17 protein-coding genes and 1 pseudogene are annotated in these 23,602 nt (G+C 36.8%); 4 read left to right on the top strand and 14 right to left on the bottom strand.

From position 1 onward, the window contains the following. Positions 1 to 2: 2 nt before the first annotated feature. The 12 genes from uxaC to OWO01_RS13825 all read right to left on the bottom strand — a co-directional run bounded on the left by uxaC (position 3) and on the right by OWO01_RS13825 (position 14,613). Positions 3 to 1,403, bottom strand: a complete 1,401-nt coding sequence (uxaC, locus tag OWO01_RS13770; RefSeq protein ID WP_268781044.1) for a glucuronate isomerase — start codon at positions 1,401 to 1,403, stop codon at positions 3 to 5. Positions 1,404 to 1,556: 153 nt separating this feature from the next. Beyond that, positions 1,557 to 2,552, bottom strand: a complete 996-nt coding sequence (locus OWO01_RS13775) for an endo-1,4-beta-xylanase (protein WP_268781045.1) — start codon at positions 2,550 to 2,552, stop codon at positions 1,557 to 1,559. Positions 2,553 to 2,761: 209 nt separating this feature from the next. Then, a complete protein-coding gene (locus OWO01_RS13780; RefSeq protein WP_268781046.1) occupies positions 2,762 to 3,607 on the bottom strand; it encodes an SDR family oxidoreductase in 846 nt (281 codons plus the stop codon). A gap of 1 nt (position 3,608) precedes the next feature. Then, positions 3,609 to 4,673, bottom strand: coding sequence for a mannonate dehydratase (gene uxuA, locus OWO01_RS13785; RefSeq protein WP_268781047.1), 1,065 nt, complete (start codon positions 4,671 to 4,673; stop codon positions 3,609 to 3,611). Positions 4,674 to 4,689: 16 nt separating this feature from the next. Further along, positions 4,690 to 6,738, bottom strand: a complete 2,049-nt coding sequence (locus OWO01_RS13790; protein WP_268781048.1) for an alpha-glucuronidase family glycosyl hydrolase — start codon at positions 6,736 to 6,738, stop codon at positions 4,690 to 4,692. Positions 6,739 to 6,813: 75 nt separating this feature from the next. Continuing rightward, positions 6,814 to 7,743: a carbohydrate ABC transporter permease gene (locus OWO01_RS13795; RefSeq protein ID WP_268781049.1), complete on the bottom strand. Its 930-nt coding sequence runs from the start codon at positions 7,741 to 7,743 to the stop codon at positions 6,814 to 6,816. A gap of 12 nt (positions 7,744 to 7,755) precedes the next feature. Further along, positions 7,756 to 8,619 (bottom strand): ABC transporter permease, encoded by an 864-nt coding sequence (locus tag OWO01_RS13800; RefSeq protein ID WP_268781072.1) that lies wholly within the window; start codon positions 8,617 to 8,619, stop codon positions 7,756 to 7,758. Between the two features lie 423 nt (positions 8,620 to 9,042). After that, positions 9,043 to 10,743, bottom strand: a complete 1,701-nt coding sequence (locus tag OWO01_RS13805; protein ID WP_268781050.1) for an extracellular solute-binding protein — start codon at positions 10,741 to 10,743, stop codon at positions 9,043 to 9,045. A gap of 526 nt (positions 10,744 to 11,269) precedes the next feature. After that, positions 11,270 to 13,027 carry a sensor histidine kinase gene (locus tag OWO01_RS13810; RefSeq protein ID WP_268781051.1) on the bottom strand — a complete coding sequence of 586 codons (1,758 nt, stop codon included), beginning with the start codon at positions 13,025 to 13,027 and terminating at the stop codon, positions 11,270 to 11,272. A gap of 22 nt (positions 13,028 to 13,049) precedes the next feature. Further along, a complete protein-coding gene (locus OWO01_RS13815) occupies positions 13,050 to 13,754 on the bottom strand; it encodes a YesL family protein (RefSeq protein WP_268781052.1) in 705 nt (234 codons plus the stop codon). Continuing rightward, the gene (locus OWO01_RS13820; protein ID WP_268781053.1) at positions 13,755 to 14,333 is read right to left on the bottom strand and encodes a hypothetical protein; all 579 of its coding nucleotides are present in this window, start codon (positions 14,331 to 14,333) and stop codon (positions 13,755 to 13,757) included. Positions 14,334 to 14,352: 19 nt separating this feature from the next. Further along, positions 14,353 to 14,613: a hypothetical protein gene (locus OWO01_RS13825; protein ID WP_268781054.1), complete on the bottom strand. Its 261-nt coding sequence runs from the start codon at positions 14,611 to 14,613 to the stop codon at positions 14,353 to 14,355. Positions 14,614 to 14,866: 253 nt separating this feature from the next. Between OWO01_RS13825 and OWO01_RS13830 the strand changes: the two are divergent. The 3 genes and pseudogenes from OWO01_RS13830 to OWO01_RS13840 all read left to right on the top strand — a co-directional run. Next, positions 14,867 to 15,133 (top strand): annotated as a pseudogene (locus OWO01_RS13830) (GH39 family glycosyl hydrolase); the annotation flags it as partial. Further along, entirely contained in the window at positions 15,130 to 16,260 is a 1,131-nt protein-coding gene (locus tag OWO01_RS13835) for a family 8 glycosyl hydrolase (protein WP_268781055.1), read from the top strand. The pseudogene OWO01_RS13830 and the gene OWO01_RS13835, both read left to right, overlap by 4 nt. Positions 16,261 to 16,275: 15 nt before the next feature. Then, a complete protein-coding gene (locus OWO01_RS13840; protein ID WP_268781056.1) occupies positions 16,276 to 17,880 on the top strand; it encodes a glycoside hydrolase family 43 protein in 1,605 nt (534 codons plus the stop codon). A gap of 352 nt (positions 17,881 to 18,232) precedes the next feature. Here OWO01_RS13840 and OWO01_RS13845 read toward each other — a convergent pair whose 3' ends face one another. Next, a complete protein-coding gene (locus OWO01_RS13845) occupies positions 18,233 to 19,771 on the bottom strand; it encodes a response regulator transcription factor (protein WP_268781057.1) in 1,539 nt (512 codons plus the stop codon). Between the two features lie 631 nt (positions 19,772 to 20,402). Between OWO01_RS13845 and OWO01_RS13850 the strand changes: the two genes are divergently transcribed. After that, entirely contained in the window at positions 20,403 to 22,151 is a 1,749-nt protein-coding gene (locus tag OWO01_RS13850) for a methyl-accepting chemotaxis protein (RefSeq protein WP_268781058.1), read from the top strand. A 242-nt stretch (positions 22,152 to 22,393) separates the two neighbouring features. On the opposite strand, the gene OWO01_RS13855 is transcribed toward OWO01_RS13850, so the two are convergent. After that, complete coding sequence (locus tag OWO01_RS13855) at positions 22,394 to 23,458, bottom strand: LacI family DNA-binding transcriptional regulator (protein ID WP_268781059.1); 1,065 nt, start codon at positions 23,456 to 23,458, stop codon at positions 22,394 to 22,396. Positions 23,459 to 23,602 lie beyond the last annotated feature (144 nt).

Genomic DNA, 23,602 nt, shown 5'->3' on the forward strand with positions numbered 1-23,602 from the left:
GCTTAAAATTTAAAGTAGTTTTTCGCGTTGTAATAAGATATATCGCTAGCAATTTTCCCTAATCGATCGATATCACAAGGATATTCCCCATCAATAACCCACTGCGCTAGTAAATTACAGAGAATTCGCCTGAAATAATCATGTCGCGAAAAAGATAAAAAACTTCGAGAATCTGTTAACATACCAATAAATTGGCTAAGTACCCCAGTATCCGCTAACACTTCCATCTGTTTAAGCATGCCACGCTTCGTGTCATTAAACCACCAAGCCGATCCTAATTGCATTTTACCTGCTATTGCATCACCTTGAAAACTTCCCATTATTGTTGCAAGAATAGGGAGATCATTAGGGTTCAATGAGTACACAATTGTACGTGGTAAAGCTCCTTCCCTCTCTAACTGATCCAAGAACAAACGAAGTGGTTGAGCAATTAGGTGATCATTGATCGCATCGAATCCTGTGTCTGGACCAATTTGGTTTAACATCTTTGAATTATTATTTCTTAAAGCATTCATGTGCAGTTGCATCACCCAATTATGCTCTTGATATTTTTCCCCCAAGAAAACTAAGGTTAATGATTTATATTTGACCACTTCAACTGCAGAAATACTTTCCTTATTTCGTACTTTATTGAAAATGATCGATACTTCTTCTTCCGATGCTTGGATAAATTCAAAATGATCAAGTCCATGATCGGAAATTCGACAACCAATCTGGTGAAAATAATCGATTCGCATGCCAAGTGCTTTTAGAAAATCTTGATAAGATTGAATCGTCATTTCCGTTAAGCTTGACAATTGATCTACCCAATCTAAAAATCCTAACGAATCGATAGCTAAACCTTTATCTGGACGAAAACTTGGTTTTACCCGAACGTTAAACGATTGATCTTCAGACAGGCTTTGATGGAATTCTAATGAATCAATCGGATCGTCTGTTGTGCAAATCACTTCAACACCAGATTTTTCAATGAGATCTCTTACGTTTAATTCACCACTATTCAATAGAAGGTTTGCTTTTTCCCAAATTAATGGGGCGGTTTTTTCATCTAACGTTTCATGAATATCAAAGAATTGCTGTAATTCCATGTGCGTCCAATGATACAAAGGATTGCCAATCAATTGTGGTACAGTTTTAGACCAAGCAAGGAACTTCTCATAATCACTCGCATCTCCCGTGATATAGTGTTCATCAATACCCACCGCTCTCATCGCCCGCCATTTGTAGTGATCTCCGGCTAACCATGCCTCTGTTAGTGTTGTATAGCCTCTATTTTCATAGATCTCATTTGCACTAAGATGACAATGATAATCTATGATCGGAAGTTCTTTTACATACTGATTGTATAATCGAATCGCCAAGTCACTTTGCAGTTGAAAATCTTCTCCCATAAATCTTTTCATACTATCTCCCCCATTTAGATATTGTTCCAACACTGACCAAGCTTAAGAAAACAAAAACCACCGGTTATAAACGGATGGTTTTCGTTTTCGCTATGACCAAGACACAAACAGTTTGCAGAGACACTTTTTGGTTTTTTCCGTTTGCGTCTTCAATCAACAATTATCTTTTACACTGATAACTCGGTCAAACGCTGGTTTTGTATTTCCTGATTCGTCAAATAAAAATGGCCAGTTCTTCCTTCCTACTACCGGAAAATCACTTAACCACGTATACGCATCTGAGATACCCCAAAAAGTCACTGACTCAATTACATCACGATAACTATGAAAAACTTTAAAGAACTGCTGATATCTTTCTGCTTGTAAATACAGCATTTCTTTCGTAGGGCTAGTGACATCCTTTCGTTCATCCTCAAACGAAAACATGGACACATCTAATTCCGTAATATGAATCTTTAAACCAAGTTCTGCATAGCTCTCAATGGATTGTTTAATATCTTTTATTGATGGTTGATATAAATTCCAATGTGCTTGAAGTCCAATCCCATGAATCGGAACACCACGATCAAGCAACCCTTTGACCAATTGATAGATCTTTACTCTTTTCACAGGATCGGATTCATTATAGTCATTATAAAAAAGTGTTGCGTCAGGATCTGCTTCGTGAGCATAGTGAAAAGCATAATCAATAAAGTCTTCCCCAATAATGTTCAACCATTTTGATTGACGATAAAGATCATCACCCTCATCTAATACCGCTTCGTTTACCACATCCCACGCGTGAATTTTCCCTTTATAACGCGAAACAACAGTAAATATATGCTCTTTCATCCGTGCTAAGAGCTCTTCACGGCTTACATCGTTTCCGTCATCATCAAGAAAAAACCAATCCGGTGTTTGGTTATGCCAAACCAACGTATGCCCTCTCATCTTCATATCATTTCCCTGTGCAAAAGCAACAAATTGATCAGCAACATCAAAGGTGTATTTTCCTTTCTCTGGTTGAAGGTTTTCAAATTTCATTTCGTTTTCAGCAGTAATAGAATTAAAGTGTTGTTTTAACAGCTCCTGTTCCGATTGATCTGTATATTTGTTAACAGCTGCCCCAATGATAAAATCTGTTTGAAATTGCTCTTTCAATGTATTCATTAATTATTTCACCTCTTTTTGAATTAAAAATATAAGGGGAAAACTCTGCGTTTCGTATTGCTTGAAGTGTGTGTTAATAAACCTTTGACGAAAGCAACCATGCTTTTCGCCTTAACCCGTTGGTCTAAACCCTTGACACACTTGAAAACAGCTACTCGTTTCAAAAAATATGTTCTTTGTTATCTACATGCCTCACCCCTTAAAATTCACTATACGCCAGAATAAGCCATAAACCCTCCATCAATCGGTACACTAATTCCTGTAACAAATGCACTATAGCTATCATCCACTAACCAAAGCAAGACGCCGTGCAAGTCTTCAGGTTTCCCTAAACGTCCCATTGGAGTATGATCTAGTATTTTTTTCGTTCGATCTGTATATGTTCCATCCTCATTCGTCAATAGTTTACGATTCTGTTCCGTTAAAAAGAAGCCTGGTGCAATCGCATTGACACGTATACCAGTTTTAGCAAAATGAACAGCCATCCATTGTGTGAAATTACTAATCCCTGCTTTAGCCGCACTATAGGCCGGAACTTTGGTCATTGGGGAAGGTGCGCTCATGGAAGACATATTAATAATTGATCCACTAGTCTTTAGCAATTCTTTTGTAAAAACTTGTGAAGGCAACAGTGTTCCCATTAAGTTTAAATGAAACACATGATGAAATCCCTCTTTTGTTAAGTCAAAGAAACTACGAACCGACTCGTCTTCAACATCATCTTCATGGTAGATCTCATTCGTTGTTGAACCATCAGGATGGTTACCACCAGCCCCATTAATTAATAAATCAACTTGACCAAATGCGGAAACCACCTCATCTTTGGCAACTTCCACAAGTTCACGATCTGTTACATCGCAAAAAACAGAAATAGCCTCTCCACCGCTTTGATTAATCAATTCGGCTGCCTTATCTCCTTGTTCTTTGGGATAGTTTAGAATGGCTATTTTCATGCCGTGTTTTGCTAATTCACACGCCATTGATCCACAGAGGACACCCCCTCCACCAGTGATGACTGCTACCTTACCGACTAGATTTGTATGTTTAGTATTCATATTATTCCTCCTCTAGTGAATCCCAAATACCTTGCATATAGACAGCGCCAAGCGCGCGATCATATAAACCATAGCCAGGTCGACCGTCTTCCCCCCAGATCATTCGTCCGTGATCTGGACGTAAATAACCGTTAAATTGATGTTTATGCAGGACCTTAATAAGGCCAACAACATCTACTGAACCAGAGCTATCTTTATGTGCAACTTCATGGAAGTCTCCATTTTCTAAATGAGCAACATTTCGTATATGAATAAAAGGAACACGGTCCATCATAATAAATTTTTCAAAAATACGGTTTAGCTGATTATCACGGTTTGCTCCTAGTGAACCAGAGCAAAGCGCCAGACCATTTTCAGGCTCATCGACAGCTTCGATAATTCGATCTAAATCCGCCTCATTCTTAACAATTCTCGGTAAGCCAAAAACAGACCATGGCGGATCATCCGGATGAATAGCTAATCGAATATCGCATTCTTTTGCCACTGGAACGACTTGCTCCAAAAAGTACACGAGATTTTCAAAAAGTCGATCTTCGGTCATCCCTTCATATTGTTCAAACAGTTTTGCAATTTGCGTCAATCTTTCTGGTTCCCATCCCGGCATGGCGTGACCTTTTGATTCATTTAAAATGCGCTCAATCATTTCATTTGGATCAACATTTTCAATTTGATCACGGGCATAGGCAAGAACAGTTGACTGATCTTCTAAAGGCATTGCTAAATCAGATCGAGTCCAATCAAATATCGGCATGAAATTGTAAACAACTACTTTAACTCCGTATTTGCTCAGTGTTCGTAACGTTGATTTATAGTTTTCAATATACTGATCTCTGGTCGGCAAACCTAGTTTAATGTCCTCATGAACGTTAACACTTTCGATAACATCAAGTGATAAATTGGCATTTTTCGTTTGTTCAAATAACTGTCTAACATCCGCTTCAGGCCAATCTTCTCCAGCAGGTATGTGAAAAATACCTCCAACAACCCCCGTCATTCCAGGGATCTGCTTCATATAAGTGAGTGGAATTTGATCATCTCGACCAAACCACCTGAAAGTCATTTTCATTATAAGATTCCCCTTTTTAATAAATCGTCCGATTGTGTCTATCCGCTATTCCTGACTTTCGATAAAAATACGTATTGATAATATCACGCCATTCTTTAGCATTTTCAAGTTGATGGTTCAATCGTTCTTGTACATCTTGATGACGTTTTGCATCCATAAAGCTGGATAATGCCTCCCACTTTTCCATCATTGATTGAACTTGTTCTACCCCTTGAAAATGCGTATCATAAATGTGCTGAATAACCGTCTTACCACTCTTTAATTTGTGGGTGTAAGGGACATGGTGAAAAAAGAGTAATAATTCATCTGGACACGTTTCTACCTGTTCATAAAGACTTTGATTTTCTTGATGATATTGGCTTGTGTACCCTGTTCCGGTTTCTTGAGTTCGATCAACACCAAGACCGTTTCGATCAGCAAAATGGTACGTCCCCCACGCCATATATTCATAGCCATCAATGTTTGGACCATAATGATGATTTACATTTACCATCCAACCGATTCCAAGAGGAGATGTATAATTTTCATAAGTCTCCCAAGACGGCATAACGATCTCCATTAATAATTTAATAACGGTAGGATGATTTCCAAAGGTTTGCTTTATCCACTCCAAAGCAATCTCTTCTGCTGTTAAATCCGGGTTCCAAATCAAGCGTCCATAACCATATAAATTCAACTGGGCGATCGTGTGTCCTGTCCAGTTATAATCGTTACCTATATTGGATACCGCGACAATTCCTGATATATTATTGTCAAAAACATCTCCACTTACGATTTGTTTAACAGTCGTTCCTTCTCCTTTTGCAAACGTATCAAATTCTAGTACCTCTTTCCATTGTGGAATAAGGTAGACTAAATGACGTTGTTGGCCTAAATATTCTTGGGCAATTTGGAATTCTAGGAACTGATTTGTCTTTTCTAATCCACCAATAAGAGGCGATACTGGCTCTCTCACTTGAAAATCCATTGGACCGTTCTTAATTTGAAGCACCACATTATCGTTAAACGAACCATCAAGAGGCATAAAATGATCATAAGCTGCTCGTGCACGATCAGTTGTTCGATCACGCCAGTCTTGCTTACAGTTATAAACAAAACAACGCCAAATCACTTTTCCACCATAAGGTTCCATTGCTTCAGCAAGCATATTAGCTCCCTCTGCATGATTTCTACCGTACGTAAATGGACCAGGTCTATTTTCAGAATCTGCCTTGACCAAGAACCCACCTAAATTAGGAACAACCTCATAGACGTGTTGAGCAATATCTTTCCAGAAAGCTCTAACTTTAGGATCTAGTGGATCTGCGCTATCCAAACCACCAATTTCAATTGGGGCAGCATAGTTTATACTTAAAAACAATGTTATTCCAAACTGATTGAAAATATCAGATGTTTGTTTGACTTCTGCTAGATACGTATCCGTTATTAATTTTGATTCTATTTGATGCACATTGACATTATTGATTGTAATTGCATTAATACCAACAGAACTTAATAATCTAGCATAGTCATAAATACGTTGGCGATCTTTACTAAATTGATAATCTTTATAAAAAATCGATTCACCGGCATATCCTCGTTCAACTGACCCATTCATGTCGTCCCACTGATTGATCATTCGAATGGCGTTTTTTGGCACTTCTTTTATCGACAATCCTGTTAACTTAGATTGTTGTTGAATTAGACGCAAGAGATGGAAGACGCCATACAAAATAGCGCGGCTTGAACCACCTCGCAACATACTTTTTTCACTGTTTAAATTGATCGTATACATTTCCGCTTTGTATGTAGGATCAATCATTATGATTAACATGGACCTATCCTCTTCATTTCGGACAACCGCTGGTTTATAACCGATCATTTGGTCAAGGCCGAAACTTAACTCATCTAAAGCTCGATCAATAACCTCATTACGATCTTTCACACAGATTGTTGATAATAGATGCATAATTTCTTCTCGATAATCTTGTTGATTGATCGGGTTATATTGTAACCAAGCCCGATAACTTGTTAATTGATCTTCGGTTAAACTGTGAACCAATCGTTCTGAATCTCTAAATTGCATATTCTACGTCTCCGTCCCTTCAGTAAAATAATATAGCGCCCACAGCTAATTAGCCTCAGACGCTATGTTATCCTATTAACCTTTTACTCCACCAATGGTTAACCCTTTAACAAAATACTTCTGTAAGAACGGGTAAACACAGATAATTGGAACAGACACAACAATTGTCATTGCTGCTCGTACGGATTGCGGTGTGACCGTTTCTATTTGACCACTTGCTGATCGAGCAAACTGGTCTGCTGCTCCTGCACCCGAACCATACGCTGCATTTGAATTACTTAAAACCTTCATTAGCTCGTATTGAAGTGTACTTAACTCAGGGATGGATGAGTTGTATATAAAAACATCAAACCATTGATTCCACTGAGCAACCGCAACAAACAATGAGACTGTAGCAATAACTGGTAAAGATAACGGTAAAGCAATTTTGAAAAACTGAGTAAACTCTCCAGCACCGTCTATTCGTGCGGATTCAAATAAGGTTTCCGGTAAACCCTCAATAAATGAACGAATGATAATAATATTAAATACACCGATTAGTGTAGGAAGAATATAAACCCAAAAGGAACCAACTAATCCTAATTCACGATGTAGTAAATAGGATGGAATAAGCCCCGCATTCATGTACATCGTTAATACAAAGGCTAATGTAACGAATTTTTTCATAAAAAAGTGTGGACGAGATATTGTATACGCAACCATTGCTGAGGCGAATACACCAAGTGCTGTACCAATTACCGTTCTGAGTACTGAAGTCAACCCTGCACGTAAGATTGTCGCCTCTGTAAACACATGTTCATAGTTAAAGGTGGTAAACTCTCTTGGCCAAATATGAATACCTCCACGTACAGAATCCGTTGAGACATTAAATGAAATGGCCAGTGTATTCAACATTGGGTATAACATAATGACGATCAAGATTAACATAAGAATGATATTTACCGTATCAAAGATAAGATCATCAACCCCGCGTCTTCTTCCTACTAACTTTTTAAACACTCCCATACTAACCCTCCTTTAAAACAGTCTTGCTTCTCCGAGTTTTTTCGCAATGGAATTTGCTGAGAATAAGAAGATAAATGAAACCACCGTCTTAAACATACCTGCGGCTGTTGCAAGTGAGAAATTCGCCATTGAAATACCATAACGTAAGACGAAAATATCTAAATTCTCTGCGTAATCCATATTCATTGGGTTTCTCAGCAAATACTGTGCTTCAAAACCCGATTCCAAAATGTATCCAATGTTCATAATCATTAAAATAATAACAACGGAGCGTATACCAGGTAATGTAATATAACGAATGCGTTGTAAACGTGAGGCTCCATCTATTTCGGCTGCTTCATATTGTTCTTGATCAATCATTGTAATAGCAGCTAAATAAATAATGGAGTTCCAGCCAACACTTTTCCATACATCAGAAGCACCAATGATGCCCCAAAAATACTCACCGACACCTAAAAACATGATCGGTTCATCGATCAGACCGATGTTCATAAGTAGGATATTCACAATACCGTCTTCCATAGCCAATGCTGATGAGACTAATCCTGCTACAACCACCCATGATAAAAAGTGTGGCATGTAACTAATCGTTTGAACAATCCGCTTAAATTTCACATTTCTTAATTCATTTAGCAATACCGCCAACGTAATGGCTGTTACAAACCCTAGAACGAGGTTAATAATACTCATCGCAAGTGTATTTCGCATTACTTCCATAAAACGTTGATCGGAAAAAAGAAATCTAAAATGTTTAAGCCCTGCCCACTCTGAGTCGAAAAACCCTCGTGCTGGTCGATAATCTTGAAACGCCATTACCCAACCACCGAGTGGTAAATATCTGAAAATAAAGAGCCAGATTAGGAACGGTGCACTCATCCACACTAATTCTTTTTGCTCTCGGCATCGTCGGAAAAAGTATTTAAACCCATTTCTAGGTTTTCTTTGCTTCTTTGGTTTTTTCACTTTTTTTAAATCTTCTGTTACCGCAAGTGGACTTGCTGGTTCTCCCACGATAAACAACCTCCTTTACTTCTCGTTCGTCTATAATTAATTTAGAAAAATAAACGAACCTGTTCATAGCTGCTGCTTTTTATAGTTTGATTGAGTCACAAAACTACGTTTATTTTTCATTTTTTATTTTTCTATTTAATTAACTGCTATCCCGCCTATTTTTCTAAATTAATAAGGCTTAACGATTTCGGGATAAACAAATAAGCTCACTTTATTCATCATCCATTTAACAATAAGGTCGATGGGCAAACAAATGACGTTTGCCCTCGACTTTTTTAAAGTTTTCTTTTACTCAAATTGCCAATTACCTTTTAACCGTTCTTGAACTGAACGTGTGAAGAACGCTTCATATGCCTCAACATCTAAAGCACGATAGTTTGAAACGAAATCATTCCATTCATCTTCAAAATCAGCTGGATCAGCTAAAACGATTCTTGGATAATGACGCTTCAAAATTTCTTCTGATCTTTCCGCAAAGATTGCTGGTTCAGAACCTTGTGGAACGTTTGTACTCCACGCTGGGTACCAAGGACGATCCTGTGGTTGCGCAAATAGTTCTGAGAATGTTTCAATGCCATAAGCTTCTAAATATTCTAGATCATCTTCATCATAGTTTTGTAAAGCAACTGCAGGTTGACGACGTGCCTCCACTGCATTTCCATCAGAGAATGTACCATTAATACGTGGCCAATCCCACTCAAATGTTGTCATACCAAAGTCATCACGGAAATCTTGATCTTCTACAATAGCCATTTGTTCCTCTGTTTGATAGAACATACCATCTTCGTCTACGGTGTAATGTTCACCTTCACGTCCCCACATGACCAATCTTTGGTTCTCTTCTTTAACAAGATTATCAAAGAATTGAATGATACGCTCTGGGTTCTCAGCATCAACCGAAATACCTACACCACGGTTTTGAGTGAAAGCAGGCGGATCAATATATTGGTCCTCTATGCTCTCGTCAAAGGTTATAGGTAGAGCCATATACTCTTTGTCTGGGTCATCCATATCTTCAATGGCAATTCTTGCTTGACCCCACTGCCAACCATAATCAAAGAATCCAAGTACACGTCCTGATGATAATTTAGCTAAATAATCATCGTTGTTCATAACAAACATTTCTCGATCTAAATAACCTTCTGCATTTAATTCATTTAATGCTTGCAAGTAGCGTTTTGCATATTCAGAATCACCATAAACAGAAGCTTCGTGCGTTTCCATGTCAACCATTACACTACCATCATTCGGATAACCCGCAAGGTGATTTGGCACGTTAGAGAAGGTAAAGAAACTTGTATCATAAGTTAATCCCGTAAATGGAATCGTATTCATTCCATCGATTTGAGGATTCTCATCTGCATAGCGTTTAATAATATCAAAGTACTCATCTAATGTGTTAACTTCTGGGAATCCGTATTCTTTTAAAATCCCACGTTGAATCCAGAAAGCACCTTGATCGATATTAGGGTTAGGCATAAATTCGTTAATTGTCGGACCAAATGGAATATAATAAATATTTCCATCCGTCATTGTGAATCGGTCAATATAATCTCCATACATTTCTAAAATATTTGGACCGTGTTCTTCTAATAAATCATTTAGTGGTATAAATGCACCAGCATCGAGTAGCATTTCAATTCCATGGTCTGGAACAATAACATCAGGATAGGATCCACCCGCGACCATAACACCGAGCTTTTCCATTAAATCTCCAACTAAATATTCAACTTGGAAATTAACACCTGTTTGTTCTTCAAACAATGCACCTAATTCTGTTTCATTCGTGTGAAGATCTGAACCAGCTACACCGATGAAATAATGATACGTTACAGGCTCAAGGTCATTTGCTTCTTCTCCAGAATTATTGTCACTATTTTCTGATGTGTCATTAGAATCTGTTGTTGTGTCATCTTCACTTCCGCAAGCAACAAATACCATAAGTAGACTTAAAAGAACGAGTAACAAAAACGATTTCTTTTTAACCACTTGATTAACCCCTTTCAAATTATAAATTTGTTACTTTCAATTATGAAAGCACTTTCATTATATCGTTTACCTTGATATCGATCACTAGGATAAACTATAGACTATCCACTAAAAATTAAAGATTTATTTTTCTTTTCAAAAGACATAATCTCGAACGGACAAGCATATAGAAGTTTTTTGTGGTTTTAGAGGTATTCGTTTCTGGTGCATAATCTGACCATTTAGGAAGTTATTCCGATCCTTCATTCCAGGTTACTGTATGTAAAGACGATCGATTTTTTACGTATTGAATTAGAAATTTAAGAGGCGATATTGGAGGCTTAACTCAGTGTAGTCTCTTCGTAAAAAACAAAATGAAACTATATTTTGTAAGGTCCTGATGGTGACACTTTCCAATTAAAAAGGCAACAAAACAAACATTCAAGCAGCATTATGCTGCTTGAATGTTTGTGAAATTACCTATAGTATTTTCGGCAAAAGTTCTGATCAACTTCATTTGACAAAAGCCTTTTTTACAAATAAAAAGCTATGGACGTTTTTTCCGAGCCGGTGATTCCGACTTGCATGGTAAACAAAGAACTACTCGTGTGCCTTGATTCGGCTCACTTTCCATATGAAACAGAAAATCATTTTTATAGTATAACTTTAATCGGTAGTAAACATTTTTAATGCCTACACTTTCCCCCATACTATCTTCTTGCTTCAATTGTCTTATCAGGTTTTCCACCATACTCTTGGACATGCCTACCCCATTATCGGTAACTTCACACTTAACTCTATTTCCTTCCTTTTTTATTACGACCTTAATATTCCCCTGTTGCTTTATATGTTCAATACCATGGATACTAGCATTCTCAACAAAAGGTAAAAATGATAGGTTAGGAACTAAACAATCTTTTACCTTGGGATCCACTTCCACCTGATAAGATAATTTATCACCAAATCGGTAAGCTTGTATTTCTAAAAACGAATAAACTAAATTAACCTCATTTTCTACAGTGACCCATTCTTTTCCCCAGGAAAGCGAATTCCGGAAAATCCCAGCCATGTTTTCAATAATCTTTGCTGTTTCTTCCTCCCCTTTGATTAAACTTCGCATTCGAATAGTTTCTAGAGAATTAAACAAAAAGTGTGGGTTAATTTGACTTTGCAATGCACTTAATTGCGCTTGTTTTTCCTTTAATTCTAAATCCTTCTTATCCAAATTAGCGGTAAACACTTCATTAAATAATTGATTTATCTTTCGTGTCATTCGATTAATTTGCCTCGCCAACTGACCGATCTCATCTTTTGATTTAACATGCGGATATTCTTCAAAATTTTGCTTTTCTATTTTTTTCATATGCTTAAGGATTTTATCTAAACGCGAATGAAATGACTTTGAAATAAATACAATTGTCAATGTCGGTAAAATAAAATTAATTAGTGCGATAATAAAAATTACCCTACTTGATTCTAGTAATTCTTCATTAAAAATCGTTTGATCAACTACTGCAATGATTTGCCAATCTCTTAAGTAGTTATCTGTAAATGTTTGTGATGATAGGTAATGGCTTTCCGGATACTTTCTATCATAAAAATTCTCCATAATATCTACCGTATTGTTACTGGTGTAGATTACACGGCCATGTGCATCTAACAAATATAAATCACCTTGTAACGTTACATTTTGGATTACTTGGTTAATCGACTGATTGCTTATATCAATTCGAATCATCGTTTCATATCTACTGTTTAAATAAAAATAATTCATTTGATTAAAAACAGATAAGCTTACTTCCTCTTCTTCTGTCATCACTTCAATAATCGGTAAACTAGATTGTTTGGCGCGTGTATACCATTCTTGATCTCTCTCTGTTTCTAAGCTCCGAACGCCACCTGAATAAAGTACAGAAGGATTGTCTGTGTAAAAATTTAACCCCTGAATGGCATTATACAGGGGCATAGTAGTGCTATATTGTTTCAATACATAATTATATCTCTCCACATATTCAATTGGCGTTTGGTAGTGGTGATTAAAGAACTCATACAACCGAACATCTAAGTATAATGTCGTTGCCATCCCGAGTGCCTGGTCAACAAGCTGTCTAAATTGATCATTGGTTTGATCAACAACCAAATCAATATCCATCCGTTTCTGCTCTTGAAATCTTTCCGTTGTCATCACATAAAACACTGAATTTGATACAACAATTGGAAGGAACACAGAAAGAAAGTAGATAATGAGAAACTTATTACGAATTTTTAAATTATTAAATGACTGTGTTAGATGGAATTTTTTCAATTGTGTTATCCGTCCTTTCAAACTAGCGGAGTGCCGAACGAACTTTTTCTTTTAATTGTTTCCCTTTTGTGATAATGGATTGATATTCTCCATTATCAAGCTGATCTTTTTTTTGTTCGAGCCGACGAAATGCATGCGTTGCATTCCACATAAAAAGCCAACCGAAAACACTAGTCAAAAAAACAGGAATAAGTCCAGGAACTAGGTAAAAAAGGGTGTATGCTAATAGGACTGACAGAATTAGTGACGCTATCGTTAAAGGACTAGACAACGCTAGCAACAGCGCTACCTTGAAATTTCTAAAAAAAGGTAGCTCGTAGTGAACATAAACTGGGAATAAGAATACTGCCACAGTGATAAACAAGAGAGCAGACATTACCCAACCTATCGAGAGAATAGTATGTTCAATTCCATTAGCCTCACCTATATATTGAAAATTAAAAAGCAGTATATATCCCACCGGTAACAAAAGGTACCCTAACCCATTTGCCTTTATAAAATCCTTTTTATACGTTTCAAAAAATGTCTTGAATACGGAGACATCCGGATCACCTATTAACCATTTCCTTACTACCGCAAATAGAGCAGCAGTTGCCGGAAAAAGTCCAAAAATAACGAAACCAACAAGGGAAAATGCTAACCACAATAAATTCAAGTATGCGAAGCGCCAAATCCATTCCATTGCGCGATAAAATTTGGTGTGAATAAACCCATAGTTATTTTCCATTTACTTCATCCCTTCTTTTAAGAACAACTGTTCAATTAACTGAAACGCAGCATCTCTATGCGGACTTGTATTTACAACCCCTACAAGCAAGTCTTCCTCCAGATCTAAGCCTAGATCTTGGATGAATAGATGATTGTCTAAAAGAGGAATAGCATATAGGTTTTCCTCCCCATTTGATTCGTCTTCTCGTTGAAACCTCGTGTGATCGACATGATCTGGCAGACGCTCTGTAAACTTATCTAAAGGTGTTAACAAATAAGGATCTATTAAAATATTTTCTAAAAACTCATCAACAACAAATACATCAACTTCTCGATTGATAATCTCTACGGTAAGCCGATCATAAGAAGCGAAATTCATGGAAACTTCAATTTCAAGCCCCTGATTGACTTCCTTCGTCAAATATTGTTCGAAGTATTCGACCATAACCTCTTGGTAAGAAGGTGGTACACTCGAAATGAACATAATATGGATTTTATCTGGATCATGTTCTCCATCTGTACGATTAACCGAACACCCTACCAATAAAAACAAAGTTATACCTATATATAAGAAAAAACGGTATCTCTTATTTTTCATTTCTCCACCCCCGTCACCTTCATGTTAATAGCCCTACCACTAACGGTTGGACATACCAAATAAATAATGTGAAGGTCACAAAATATACAATGATTAGAACAAGATGTGCTTGACCAGACCTATTTTGACGTTTCAATTCTCTAACGCGGCGTATAGCGATCGCACTGATGAGTATTCCAAGCAAAAAGTGGAGGAAGTGACGATAGTCTGTGAAAAAATAAAACTGTAAGACAAAGATCGTGATAAAAAGTAAGATAAATCTATTTTTCTTATGATTCAAAATGTATCATCTCCCTCTTATTGTAACTTTAAGTTTACTATTTGTTAAGCGTTTTCACTAGCAAATAAGTAAAGAGAATCCTTAAAGAAGTAAAGGACTTTTAGGCGGTAATGAAAACAAATCTTTTCATTTCACCTATACTTTTTGAACCAAAACCTATAGATCATGACCTTCTCATGAAAGGCGCTCTCCTATATGATTAGAATAACAACCATACAGAAAGGAGGGCTTATCATTTCTATTAACAGAACAACAGGGTAATCCTTGGGGCGTTTGGAAACAGCTTGGTCGACCAAGCTTTCCAAGTAAAAAACAGATCGATATTATGAAAGCGCCATCAATGCCAGTGGTTGAAACAGCACAGTTACAAGCAAACACCAATGACACGATTACTTTGGAGAAAAACGAAGTAACATTACTCACCTATTTTTCGATCAAAGATGAGACGAAAGATTACGTTGGTTTGGATGATGGTAATCTAACATCCTACTCGATGGATGAAAGGAGTGTATTTTTGTGAATAAAGGAGCTTATTATACTGGTCAGTACCGCAATCTTTTTGCTAAGCTCGGGATTGATTCTGAAGCTGTTGATAAGAAAGTCACGGATACATGGAACCGATTATTTAGCAACAACTACCCAGAAACACAAATTTATTTTGAAACAGATGACGAGATGGGGTACCTTGTTGATACAGGAAACAACGATGTACGTACTGAAGGCCAGTCATACGGGATGATGATGGCTGTTCAAATGGATCGTCAAGATATTTTTGATCGAATATGGAAATGGGTAAAAACCTACATGTATATGGAGGAGGGGTTACACGAAGGGTACTTTGCCTGGTCTTGTCAATTAGATGGAACCAAAAATGCATACGGTCCTGCCCCTGATGGGGAAGAGTATTTTGCGCTTGCTTTGTACTTTGCTTCGAACCGATGGGGAGATCGAGAAGCACCCTTTGATTATTCCCAGCAAGCAACAGCTTTATTAAGCGACTGTATACACAAAGGTGAAAATAACGATGGTTATCCCATGTGGGATCCTGAAACGAAGTTGATTAAATTTGTTCCCGAGGTTGATTTCACGGATCCTTCCTACCATCTCCCTCACTTCTACGCATTATTTTCTGAATGGGCGGATGAGGTAGATCGCCCTTTTTGGAAAGAAGCGACAAATGCTAGTCGACATTATATTCGTGTCGCTGCTCATGAAAAAACTGGGCTTTCCCCTGAATATGCCTTTTATGATGGAAGTCCAAATCATATTCGTGGTTTTGGAGACTTTTTTAGTGACTCCTACCGCGTTGCTTGTAACATCGGTCTTGATTATGAATGGTTTGGTGAACCAGAAACACCTGTCGAAGTGAACGAAAAGATACAACGTTTTTTTGAAGGAGTTCCACCTGAAGATTATCGCCGGTACAAAATTAATGGCGAACCCTTTGGAGAGAAGGCTTTACATCCGATCGGATTACTTGCATCATTAGCAATGGGTTCACTCGCAACAGACGGAGAATTAAGTAACCATTATGTTTTAAAATTTTGGGACACTCCACTTCGTCAGGGAGAGCGTCGTTATTACGACAATTGTTTGTACTTTTTTAGCTTATTATCCCTATCCGGGAAGTTTAGAATTTGGAAATAAACGGAGGAATCTATAATGAAAATTCAAAATCCTATTTTAACAGGCTTTCACCCCGATCCAAGTATTTGCCGAGCAGGTGAAGACTATTATATTGCAACATCTACATTTGAATGGTTCCCAGGTGTGACCATTCATCATTCTAAAGATTTAAAAAACTGGAAGCTTGTTTCACGTCCGCTTAATCGAGTTTCACAATTAGACATGAAAGGGAATCCAAATTCTGGAGGTGTTTGGGCACCTCAACTTTCTTATCAAGATGGGAAGTTTTGGTTAATTTATTCTGATATTAAGGTTACCGAAGGACATTGGAAAGATTCCCACAACTATTTAACGGTTTGTGATACGATCGACGGTGAGTGGTCAGAGCCTATTTATATGAACAGTTCTGGTTTTGATCCATCACTATTCCATAACCCGAATGACGGAAAAAAATACTTTGTTAACATGGTATGGGATCATCGTCAAGGCCACCATAATTTCTATGGCATTGTGTTACAAGAATATGACCATGACCAAAGAAAACTTGTTGGTGACAAAAAAATTATCTTTAAAGGGACAGACATAAAACTAACAGAAGCACCTCACCTTTATTATGTTGATGGTTATTACTATTTACTAACCGCGGAAGGTGGAACTACATTTGATCATCAAGCAACGATTGCTCGTTCTAAAACAATTGACGGACCTTATGATGTGCACCCAGAGAATCCATTGATCTCATCTTTTGCCCACCCACGCATTACTTTACAAAAAGCAGGTCATGGATCCTTTGTCCATACACATACAGATGAATGGTATTTTGTTCACCTAACAGGTCGTGTTTTGCCTAAAAAATCAGATGCTTTGCTTGACCCTAGAGGCTATTGCCCACTCGGTCGTGAAACAGCTATTCAGCGTGTAGAATGGAAAGAGCAATGGCCATATATTGTTGATGGAAATTATCCAAAAGATGAAATTGATGGTCCTAACATAGAAGAACAACCATTCCCTGCTGCACCGGTTAAAGAAGATTTTGATACGGAACAACTGCCGTTAGACTTTCAAACATTACGGATTCCTTTAGGCGAAGATATCGCTTCACTAAAAGCAAGACCTGGCTATTTACGCCTTTCAGGACGGGAATCGTTAACATCGTTGTTTACGCAAGCATTTGTTGCTCGTCGTTGGCAACATTTCCAATTTACTGCAGAGACGAAAGTGGAATTCAGACCTAACAGTTTCCAACAATCTGCTGGGCTCGTTAATTATTACAACACAGAAAATTGGACATATCTCAATATTACACATCAAGAGGAAAAAGGACGTATTTTAGACATTATGGTCAGCGATAATACAGCCTTTTCACAACCAATCAAAGGAGAAGAAATTGTACTACCACAAACAGATGCTCCCGTGTATTTACGAGTTGTTGTTGATTATAATGACTATCACTATGAATACAGCTTAGACGGAACGTCATGGGAGAATGTTGGCCCTGTCTTTTCATCTTATAAACTTTCTGATGACTATATCCAAGGCGGTGGCTTCTTTACCGGAGCATTTGTTGGCATGGCTTGTCAAGATACATCAGGGGAACGCCTCCATGCAGACTTTGACTATTTTAGCTATGATCCCGAATAAAGTGAAACTTCAACCAGTGGGGGTTTTTAGGTATTCCCCCACTGATTGTTAGCCCTAAAGGATGACCTAAAGGCCTTTGAACCATTCGGGGTGCTAGCCTCCGTTACTCCCACGTAAACAACTTGATATTCTCGTTGTTTTGAAGTGGGAGTCTTACGGACGGTTGCTCCGGGATAAAAAGGTGAAGAAAAATTTCAACCCGTGGAGTTTTGGCACTTGATCTAGACGTGGCTATTTCTGTCCTAAAATCATCTGGTGTTCAACATTTTATCTTTTCCTAAGCAACAACAAAGACCCATCTGTGAATCTTCACTTGATTCGCAGATAGGTCTTTTATTTCTTCTTATTCATTTTATATATTGAGTATCCGTTGGCGATAGTTAGATGGTGTCATCCCTTCTTTTTTTTCAAACTGCACAACAAAATAATCAGGGCTAGAAAAACCAATTTGATCTGCTACCTCGTAAATTCGCAGATCAGTCTGACGTAATAGTTGCTTTGCTTTTTCCATTCGTACGTTTAGCAAGTAATCTTTAAAGTATGTCCCATGATTTTTCTTGAACAACTGACCAAGATATACAGGGTTCATATAAAACTCATTTGCTATCTTCTTCAAGGTTAAGTTTTCTTTATAATGCTTATCAATATAGTTTTTCACTTTGTAAATGTCACCACTATGTTTCTCTTTATTTAATTGACACAATAATTTCCCTGCGCTAATGACATAGATTTTCATTGCATCTTTTAATTCAGCTAGCGTTTTTTTCTCTTCACAAACAGCAGTAAGTGAACCTAATCTTGTCTCCTCATCCCCTTCATCTGTTACACGTCGGATCGCACCTTTCAATTCCTTTTCAAGATGAAAGATGAACATCTTAACCGACTCCATCGAAGCGGATATGGTCACTACATCCCTTACCCATTCGTCTACGAGTTGATGAATCATATCAATATTGTTTTCTTCTATTTTTTCTAATATCTGATCAATATATTGATATTTTAGTTGCCCCTCTTCTTCCTCAAATCTTTTTTGGAATACAAGGGGATCATCATGAAGTTGACTATAACGCCGATCACTAGCAATTCGAGCAGACTGATAAGATGCTCGCAATCCCTCGAATCCTTTGTTTAACTCTCCCGCAAAGAGAAAAATCTTTTTGTTTATTTCTTTTTCGATATGCTTTTTGAATCGTAATAAAAATGGGGACAGTCCATTAAAATGGTTGGGAAGGTGTTGTTCACGAAAAACAACTCCAAATTCTCCTCGTTCTATTGGATGAATAAAGATCTGTTCGTCTCCAATAAAGCTCGTAATTGCTTTTATGAGGTCTTGTTCAATCAACTCCCAATTCAGATAATCGCGAATATCGACTATGACATAACAGATGTTCGTCTGACTATCACCTACGAGTAAAGTGATTTCTTTTGGTTTCGGCTCTTCCCTTTCCATGACAATTCGTTGAAATAGACTTGTGTTTAGAAAACGTTTATTTAATTGTTCCTTCATTCGTTCCTGTTCAATGACCTCAGTTAAACTTAAGAATGTATTTTCTAGTTCTTTTTTGTCAATTGGTTTTAATATAAAATCTGTTACACCCATACGAACAGCACGTTGGGCATATTTAAAATCATTATAGCCACTTACGATAACAAATTTTGGAACGTGTGTTGATTTTTGCTTGACAAAATTAATTAATTTTAAACCATCATAAATAGGCATGCGTATATCTGTTAAGACAACATCAGGTTTTTGTTTTAGAATCATTTCTAACGCATCTTCTCCGTTGCTCGCTTCTCCCACCACTTGGTACTTAATTTTTTCCCAATTGACTAAGGCCCGAATTCCTTTTCTAACGAACTGTTCATCGTCTACTAAAACTACCCGATTCATCAAACCCCTCCATAATGTAAGCGTTATCAAAATTTATGCTATAATTTTTTCGTTACATGCTTAGCTATGTTTTTGACAACCACCTTTTCGTTATCCTACTGCTAGGTAGGCTTATGTCAATTACATATAAGTCCTCCTTTTCCTTGTTTGATATTTGTCATCTTTTCCAATAACTTCTATACTTAGTTTAATCGTTATACAAAGTCGTGTCAAGGGGATACGGATTAAGAAATGATTTTTTTATCTAATCCTTAGTCACTCATACTTCTAAACATTTTTATTTTCATGTAATTGCCCCTCTTTAGTTAAGTTTACGAGTAAAAGAAAATTGTTATTTATTTGAATGATTTTCTAATAAAACACCACTTTGTACAGATATGTGTAAATCATTTATTTCAGCACCTGTTACGTTCCTAGTTCTTTATCTATTTTACCAGTCTTCTCTATTAAAAAATTTAAATTTTTTAATAAAAAACTATTAAGAAAGCGCTTTAGTTGTCGATATAGATAATATGTGAATTGTTTCAAAATATTCGTTACTAAACAAAGCAGATGGGATGGTCATATGAAGAAAATCTTTAAAAAAACAAAAAAGTTGCGTAACAAGAAAGGTAAGGAGAAACGGAACATAATGAATTTACATAATCTCAAGCTCATATGGAAGAGAAGAAGTTTAAATAATGTTAGGCTTACATGGAAGTACATGTCTGTATTTTGTTTTATTATTTTCTTGTTCTTTTTATCTTCAACGTTTGTTTTTATCACATTAACAAATGTCCAAAGTGACATGGAAAACCAGGAACAAAGTGTTTCTCGTTCTATTATGTTGTCACAAATGAATTATCTCTTAGAAGAGCGATATAGCATTATTATGCAGTCATTGGCAGAGCCTACAGAAGATCTAACACTTACTTACGCCGAAAACGAAAGCGCTTTCGTAGATATGTTAGATACTGTTGAACCTTATTTTACTACCCCGGAAATGATCAATTTATTGCAGATAATTAGAGACAATACCGAAGAACTAGATAATATGTATTACGATCTCGAAGAAGCACTTTTGGGTCAGCAGGAAGAAGCGGTTAATCAATTTAGATATTTTCGAAGTGTCATAACTACTGCCGACAGTCTAAGAAACAGAACGAACTTTGCCTTAGAACAGTTGCTTCTTAACGTAAACAACGAACGCCAAGAAGCAATCGCTACTACTAATGCGAGTTTAGCATCTTCATCTAATGCTTTAGTTATTTCCTTTATCATTTCCTTAGCTCTTGCAACTATCATGTTAATGGTAATTCATTTAGGAATCAAAAAAAGATTAACAAGGATAATAGGATTTAGTAAGGAATTAACTGGTGGAAATCTAAACCTCTCTGATATAAAGGATTCCGGAAAAGACGAGTTAGGTACAATTTCTATAACCTTAAATGAGACGAAAAACAGATTGTTAGAAACGATGACCCAAATTTCGGAAGTTTCCAAAACGGTTGAAGAAAAAACTGAGTTTCTATCTAAGTTTACGGAAACAATAAGAGAAGGAAGCTCGAATGTATTTGACAATATGCAACACCTAATGGCAGGAATGGAAGAACAATCTAGTACTTTTACTGATGTTTCTGACTCTGTCAAAGACTTTACTGGCCATTTGAGCAAAATTAATAGTGGCAGTCAAACGATGAATGAATCTGCTTCTTTTATTCAGGACATAACCTATAAAGGTAATGAAAAAATGACTAGCTCGAAAAATACTATTAATTTGCTAAGTCAAACAGTTACGGAATCAAATGAGAAGATTCATTTACTACACGAAAGAACAGATCAAATCACTCGTTTTATCCAGGTAATTAAAGATATTGCAGAACAGACAAATTTATTAGCTTTAAATGCCTCCATTGAAGCTGCGAGAGCTGGTGACTATGGTAAAGGTTTTGCCGTAGTAGCTTCTGAAATTAGAAAGCTTTCGGACCAAGTGGAAGAGAGCGTTAAACAAATTGCTAATATCGTTTCTAGTATTAATACGGAAACAAAAAGTGTTACAGATACGTTGGACAAGGGTAGATTGGAAGCCAAGGATAGTGTAACTTCTATCAATGACTCTGGAGAATATTTCAAAGAAATATATCATAATATTAATGAGATGACAGAGAAGGTAAAGGCCAACTCTGAATCGATTAATGAGATGAACACGAAAAATGAATTGATTCAAACAGCGATTCATGAAACAGCAGCTACTTCCGAAAGTGCTGTGTTGAATGTCGAGCAAGTCACGGAAACCATTGAAAACCAGCAACAACAAGTCGATGATTTAACGAAAAAAACCCAAGAGTTAAAGTCTATAACAAATCAATTGAACTCATTTGTTCAACAATATAATTTATAAACTCCATCCAACTTTTTCTATTCGGTCATCTTCTACCTGATTGAAGAAGATTGATAGGACAAACTGTTATAGGTGAAACATATGGACTAATAATGCGACCCAAAAACAAAAACGTCAACTAACCATTTATGGTCAATTGACGTTTTTTGTCTTAGATAGCCCAATCTTCATATTGGAAATACACAACAGAAAAAACCACTATATTAAAGAAAAAAAGGGGGTTTGTACCTTGATTTTTTCTTTCATTTTTTTAGTCTTTGACACGATTCTCTTTCGACAAGTGTTGCATTTGCCTTTTCTACAATCCCGCGCTGTTGCTCTTGCTCGATGGATTCAATAAGAAGTGTTGTTGCTCTTTTCGCTATCCCTGAAAAAGAGATGTCGATGGTTGTTAATGGTGGATTTAAATAAGGTGAGAAAAAGGAATTATCAAATCCAATAATGGATATATCTTGCGGAACACGCAACCCTAGTTCACTTATTGCTTTATATGCGCCCACCACCATCGTATCATTGCTGACAAAAATTGCTGTCGGTGGATTAGATGCTGTTAAAAAATGCTTTGCACCTTCATAGCCACTCGCTTCTGTAAAGTCTCCCTCGTAAATCATATGCTCTGTTACGTCTATTCCTTGTTTTTTTAAGGTTGATTTAAATCCAACTAACCTTTCTATTGCAGATAATTTATTTAAATTCCCTGTAATAATACCAACAGAAGTATGTCCAAGTTCTAATAGATAAGATACCGCCTTAACACTGCCCTCATAGTTATCCGCATTAATATAGATCGCATTATGATTAGCATTATTCACTTCACTCGTGTCAATCATAGCCACTAAATGTTTTTGTGCAATGAGATCAAAGATAAGATCATTTTCTGCTTCTTGTGTACCTACAAAAACGGCACCGTCAATTAGCTTCTGATGGAAGATATTCCGTACCTTTTTCAGATCATTCTTTGAATATACAATCGAGACTAGTGCATAATAATCCATTTTATTTGCCTGGTCAATCACCGCGGTAACAATAGGTGAAAAAAATGGATTTTCATGAATTAATGTATGATCCGTTGTTTTTATGTGATGTAAGTCTTCGTTATCTTTTATATCTAATAAGATGATTGCAATCATTTTGTTTTTCACCCCTGCTAACTTTCTCGCTGAAGCATTGGGAGCGTAATTATATTCTTCAATCGCTTTCCAAACCTTATCTCTTGTAACTTGTGGTATATCTGGATAATTATTTATCACTCTTGATATCGTACTTCTAGATAACCCTAAAATTTTTGCTAAATCTTCACTACGCATAAAGTCTCCACCTATTTACTGATATTTATCCTATTATATCAGAAAATCTAGATGGTTTTGCATCCCATTTTCTAGTCTCTTCTTTCAAATAGAAAAAGGCTGCCATGTAGGTTATAGTAACCTTTTCGACAACCTCTTCGATAG

The organism is Natronobacillus azotifigens (assembly GCF_026805325.1).
GTDB classification, from domain to species: domain Bacteria; phylum Bacillota; class Bacilli; order Bacillales; family Amphibacillaceae; genus Natronobacillus; species Natronobacillus azotifigens.

Bases quoted from the DNA above. Each gene is read 5' to 3' on its own strand.
- OWO01_RS13800 (WP_268781072.1), bottom strand. From the start codon at position 8,619: ATGAGTGCACCGTTCCTAATCTGGCTCTTTATTTTCAGATATTTACCA.
- OWO01_RS13790 (WP_268781048.1), bottom strand. From the start codon at position 6,738: ATGCAATTTAGAGATTCAGAACGATTGGTTCACAGTTTAACCGAAGAT.
- uxaC (WP_268781044.1), bottom strand. From the start codon at position 1,403: ATGAAAAGATTTATGGGAGAAGATTTTCAACTGCAAAGTGACTTGGCG.
- OWO01_RS13815 (WP_268781052.1), bottom strand. From the start codon at position 13,754: ATGGAAAATAACTATGGGTTTATTCACACCAAATTTTATCGCGCAATG.
- OWO01_RS13775 (WP_268781045.1), bottom strand. From the start codon at position 2,552: ATGAATACATTGAAAGAGCAATTTCAAACAGATTTTATCATTGGGGCA.
- uxuA (WP_268781047.1), bottom strand. From the start codon at position 4,673: ATGAAAATGACTTTCAGGTGGTTTGGTCGAGATGATCAAATTCCACTC.
- OWO01_RS13780 (WP_268781046.1), bottom strand. From the start codon at position 3,607: ATGAATACTAAACATACAAATCTAGTCGGTAAGGTAGCAGTCATCACT.
- OWO01_RS13820 (WP_268781053.1), bottom strand. From the start codon at position 14,333: ATGAAAAATAAGAGATACCGTTTTTTCTTATATATAGGTATAACTTTG.
- OWO01_RS13845 (WP_268781057.1), bottom strand. From the start codon at position 19,771: ATGAATCGGGTAGTTTTAGTAGACGATGAACAGTTCGTTAGAAAAGGA.
- OWO01_RS13840 (WP_268781056.1), top strand. From the start codon at position 16,276: ATGAAAATTCAAAATCCTATTTTAACAGGCTTTCACCCCGATCCAAGT.
- OWO01_RS13850 (WP_268781058.1), top strand. From the start codon at position 20,403: ATGAATTTACATAATCTCAAGCTCATATGGAAGAGAAGAAGTTTAAAT.
- OWO01_RS13855 (WP_268781059.1), bottom strand. From the start codon at position 23,458: ATGCGTAGTGAAGATTTAGCAAAAATTTTAGGGTTATCTAGAAGTACG.
- OWO01_RS13795 (WP_268781049.1), bottom strand. From the start codon at position 7,743: ATGGGAGTGTTTAAAAAGTTAGTAGGAAGAAGACGCGGGGTTGATGAT.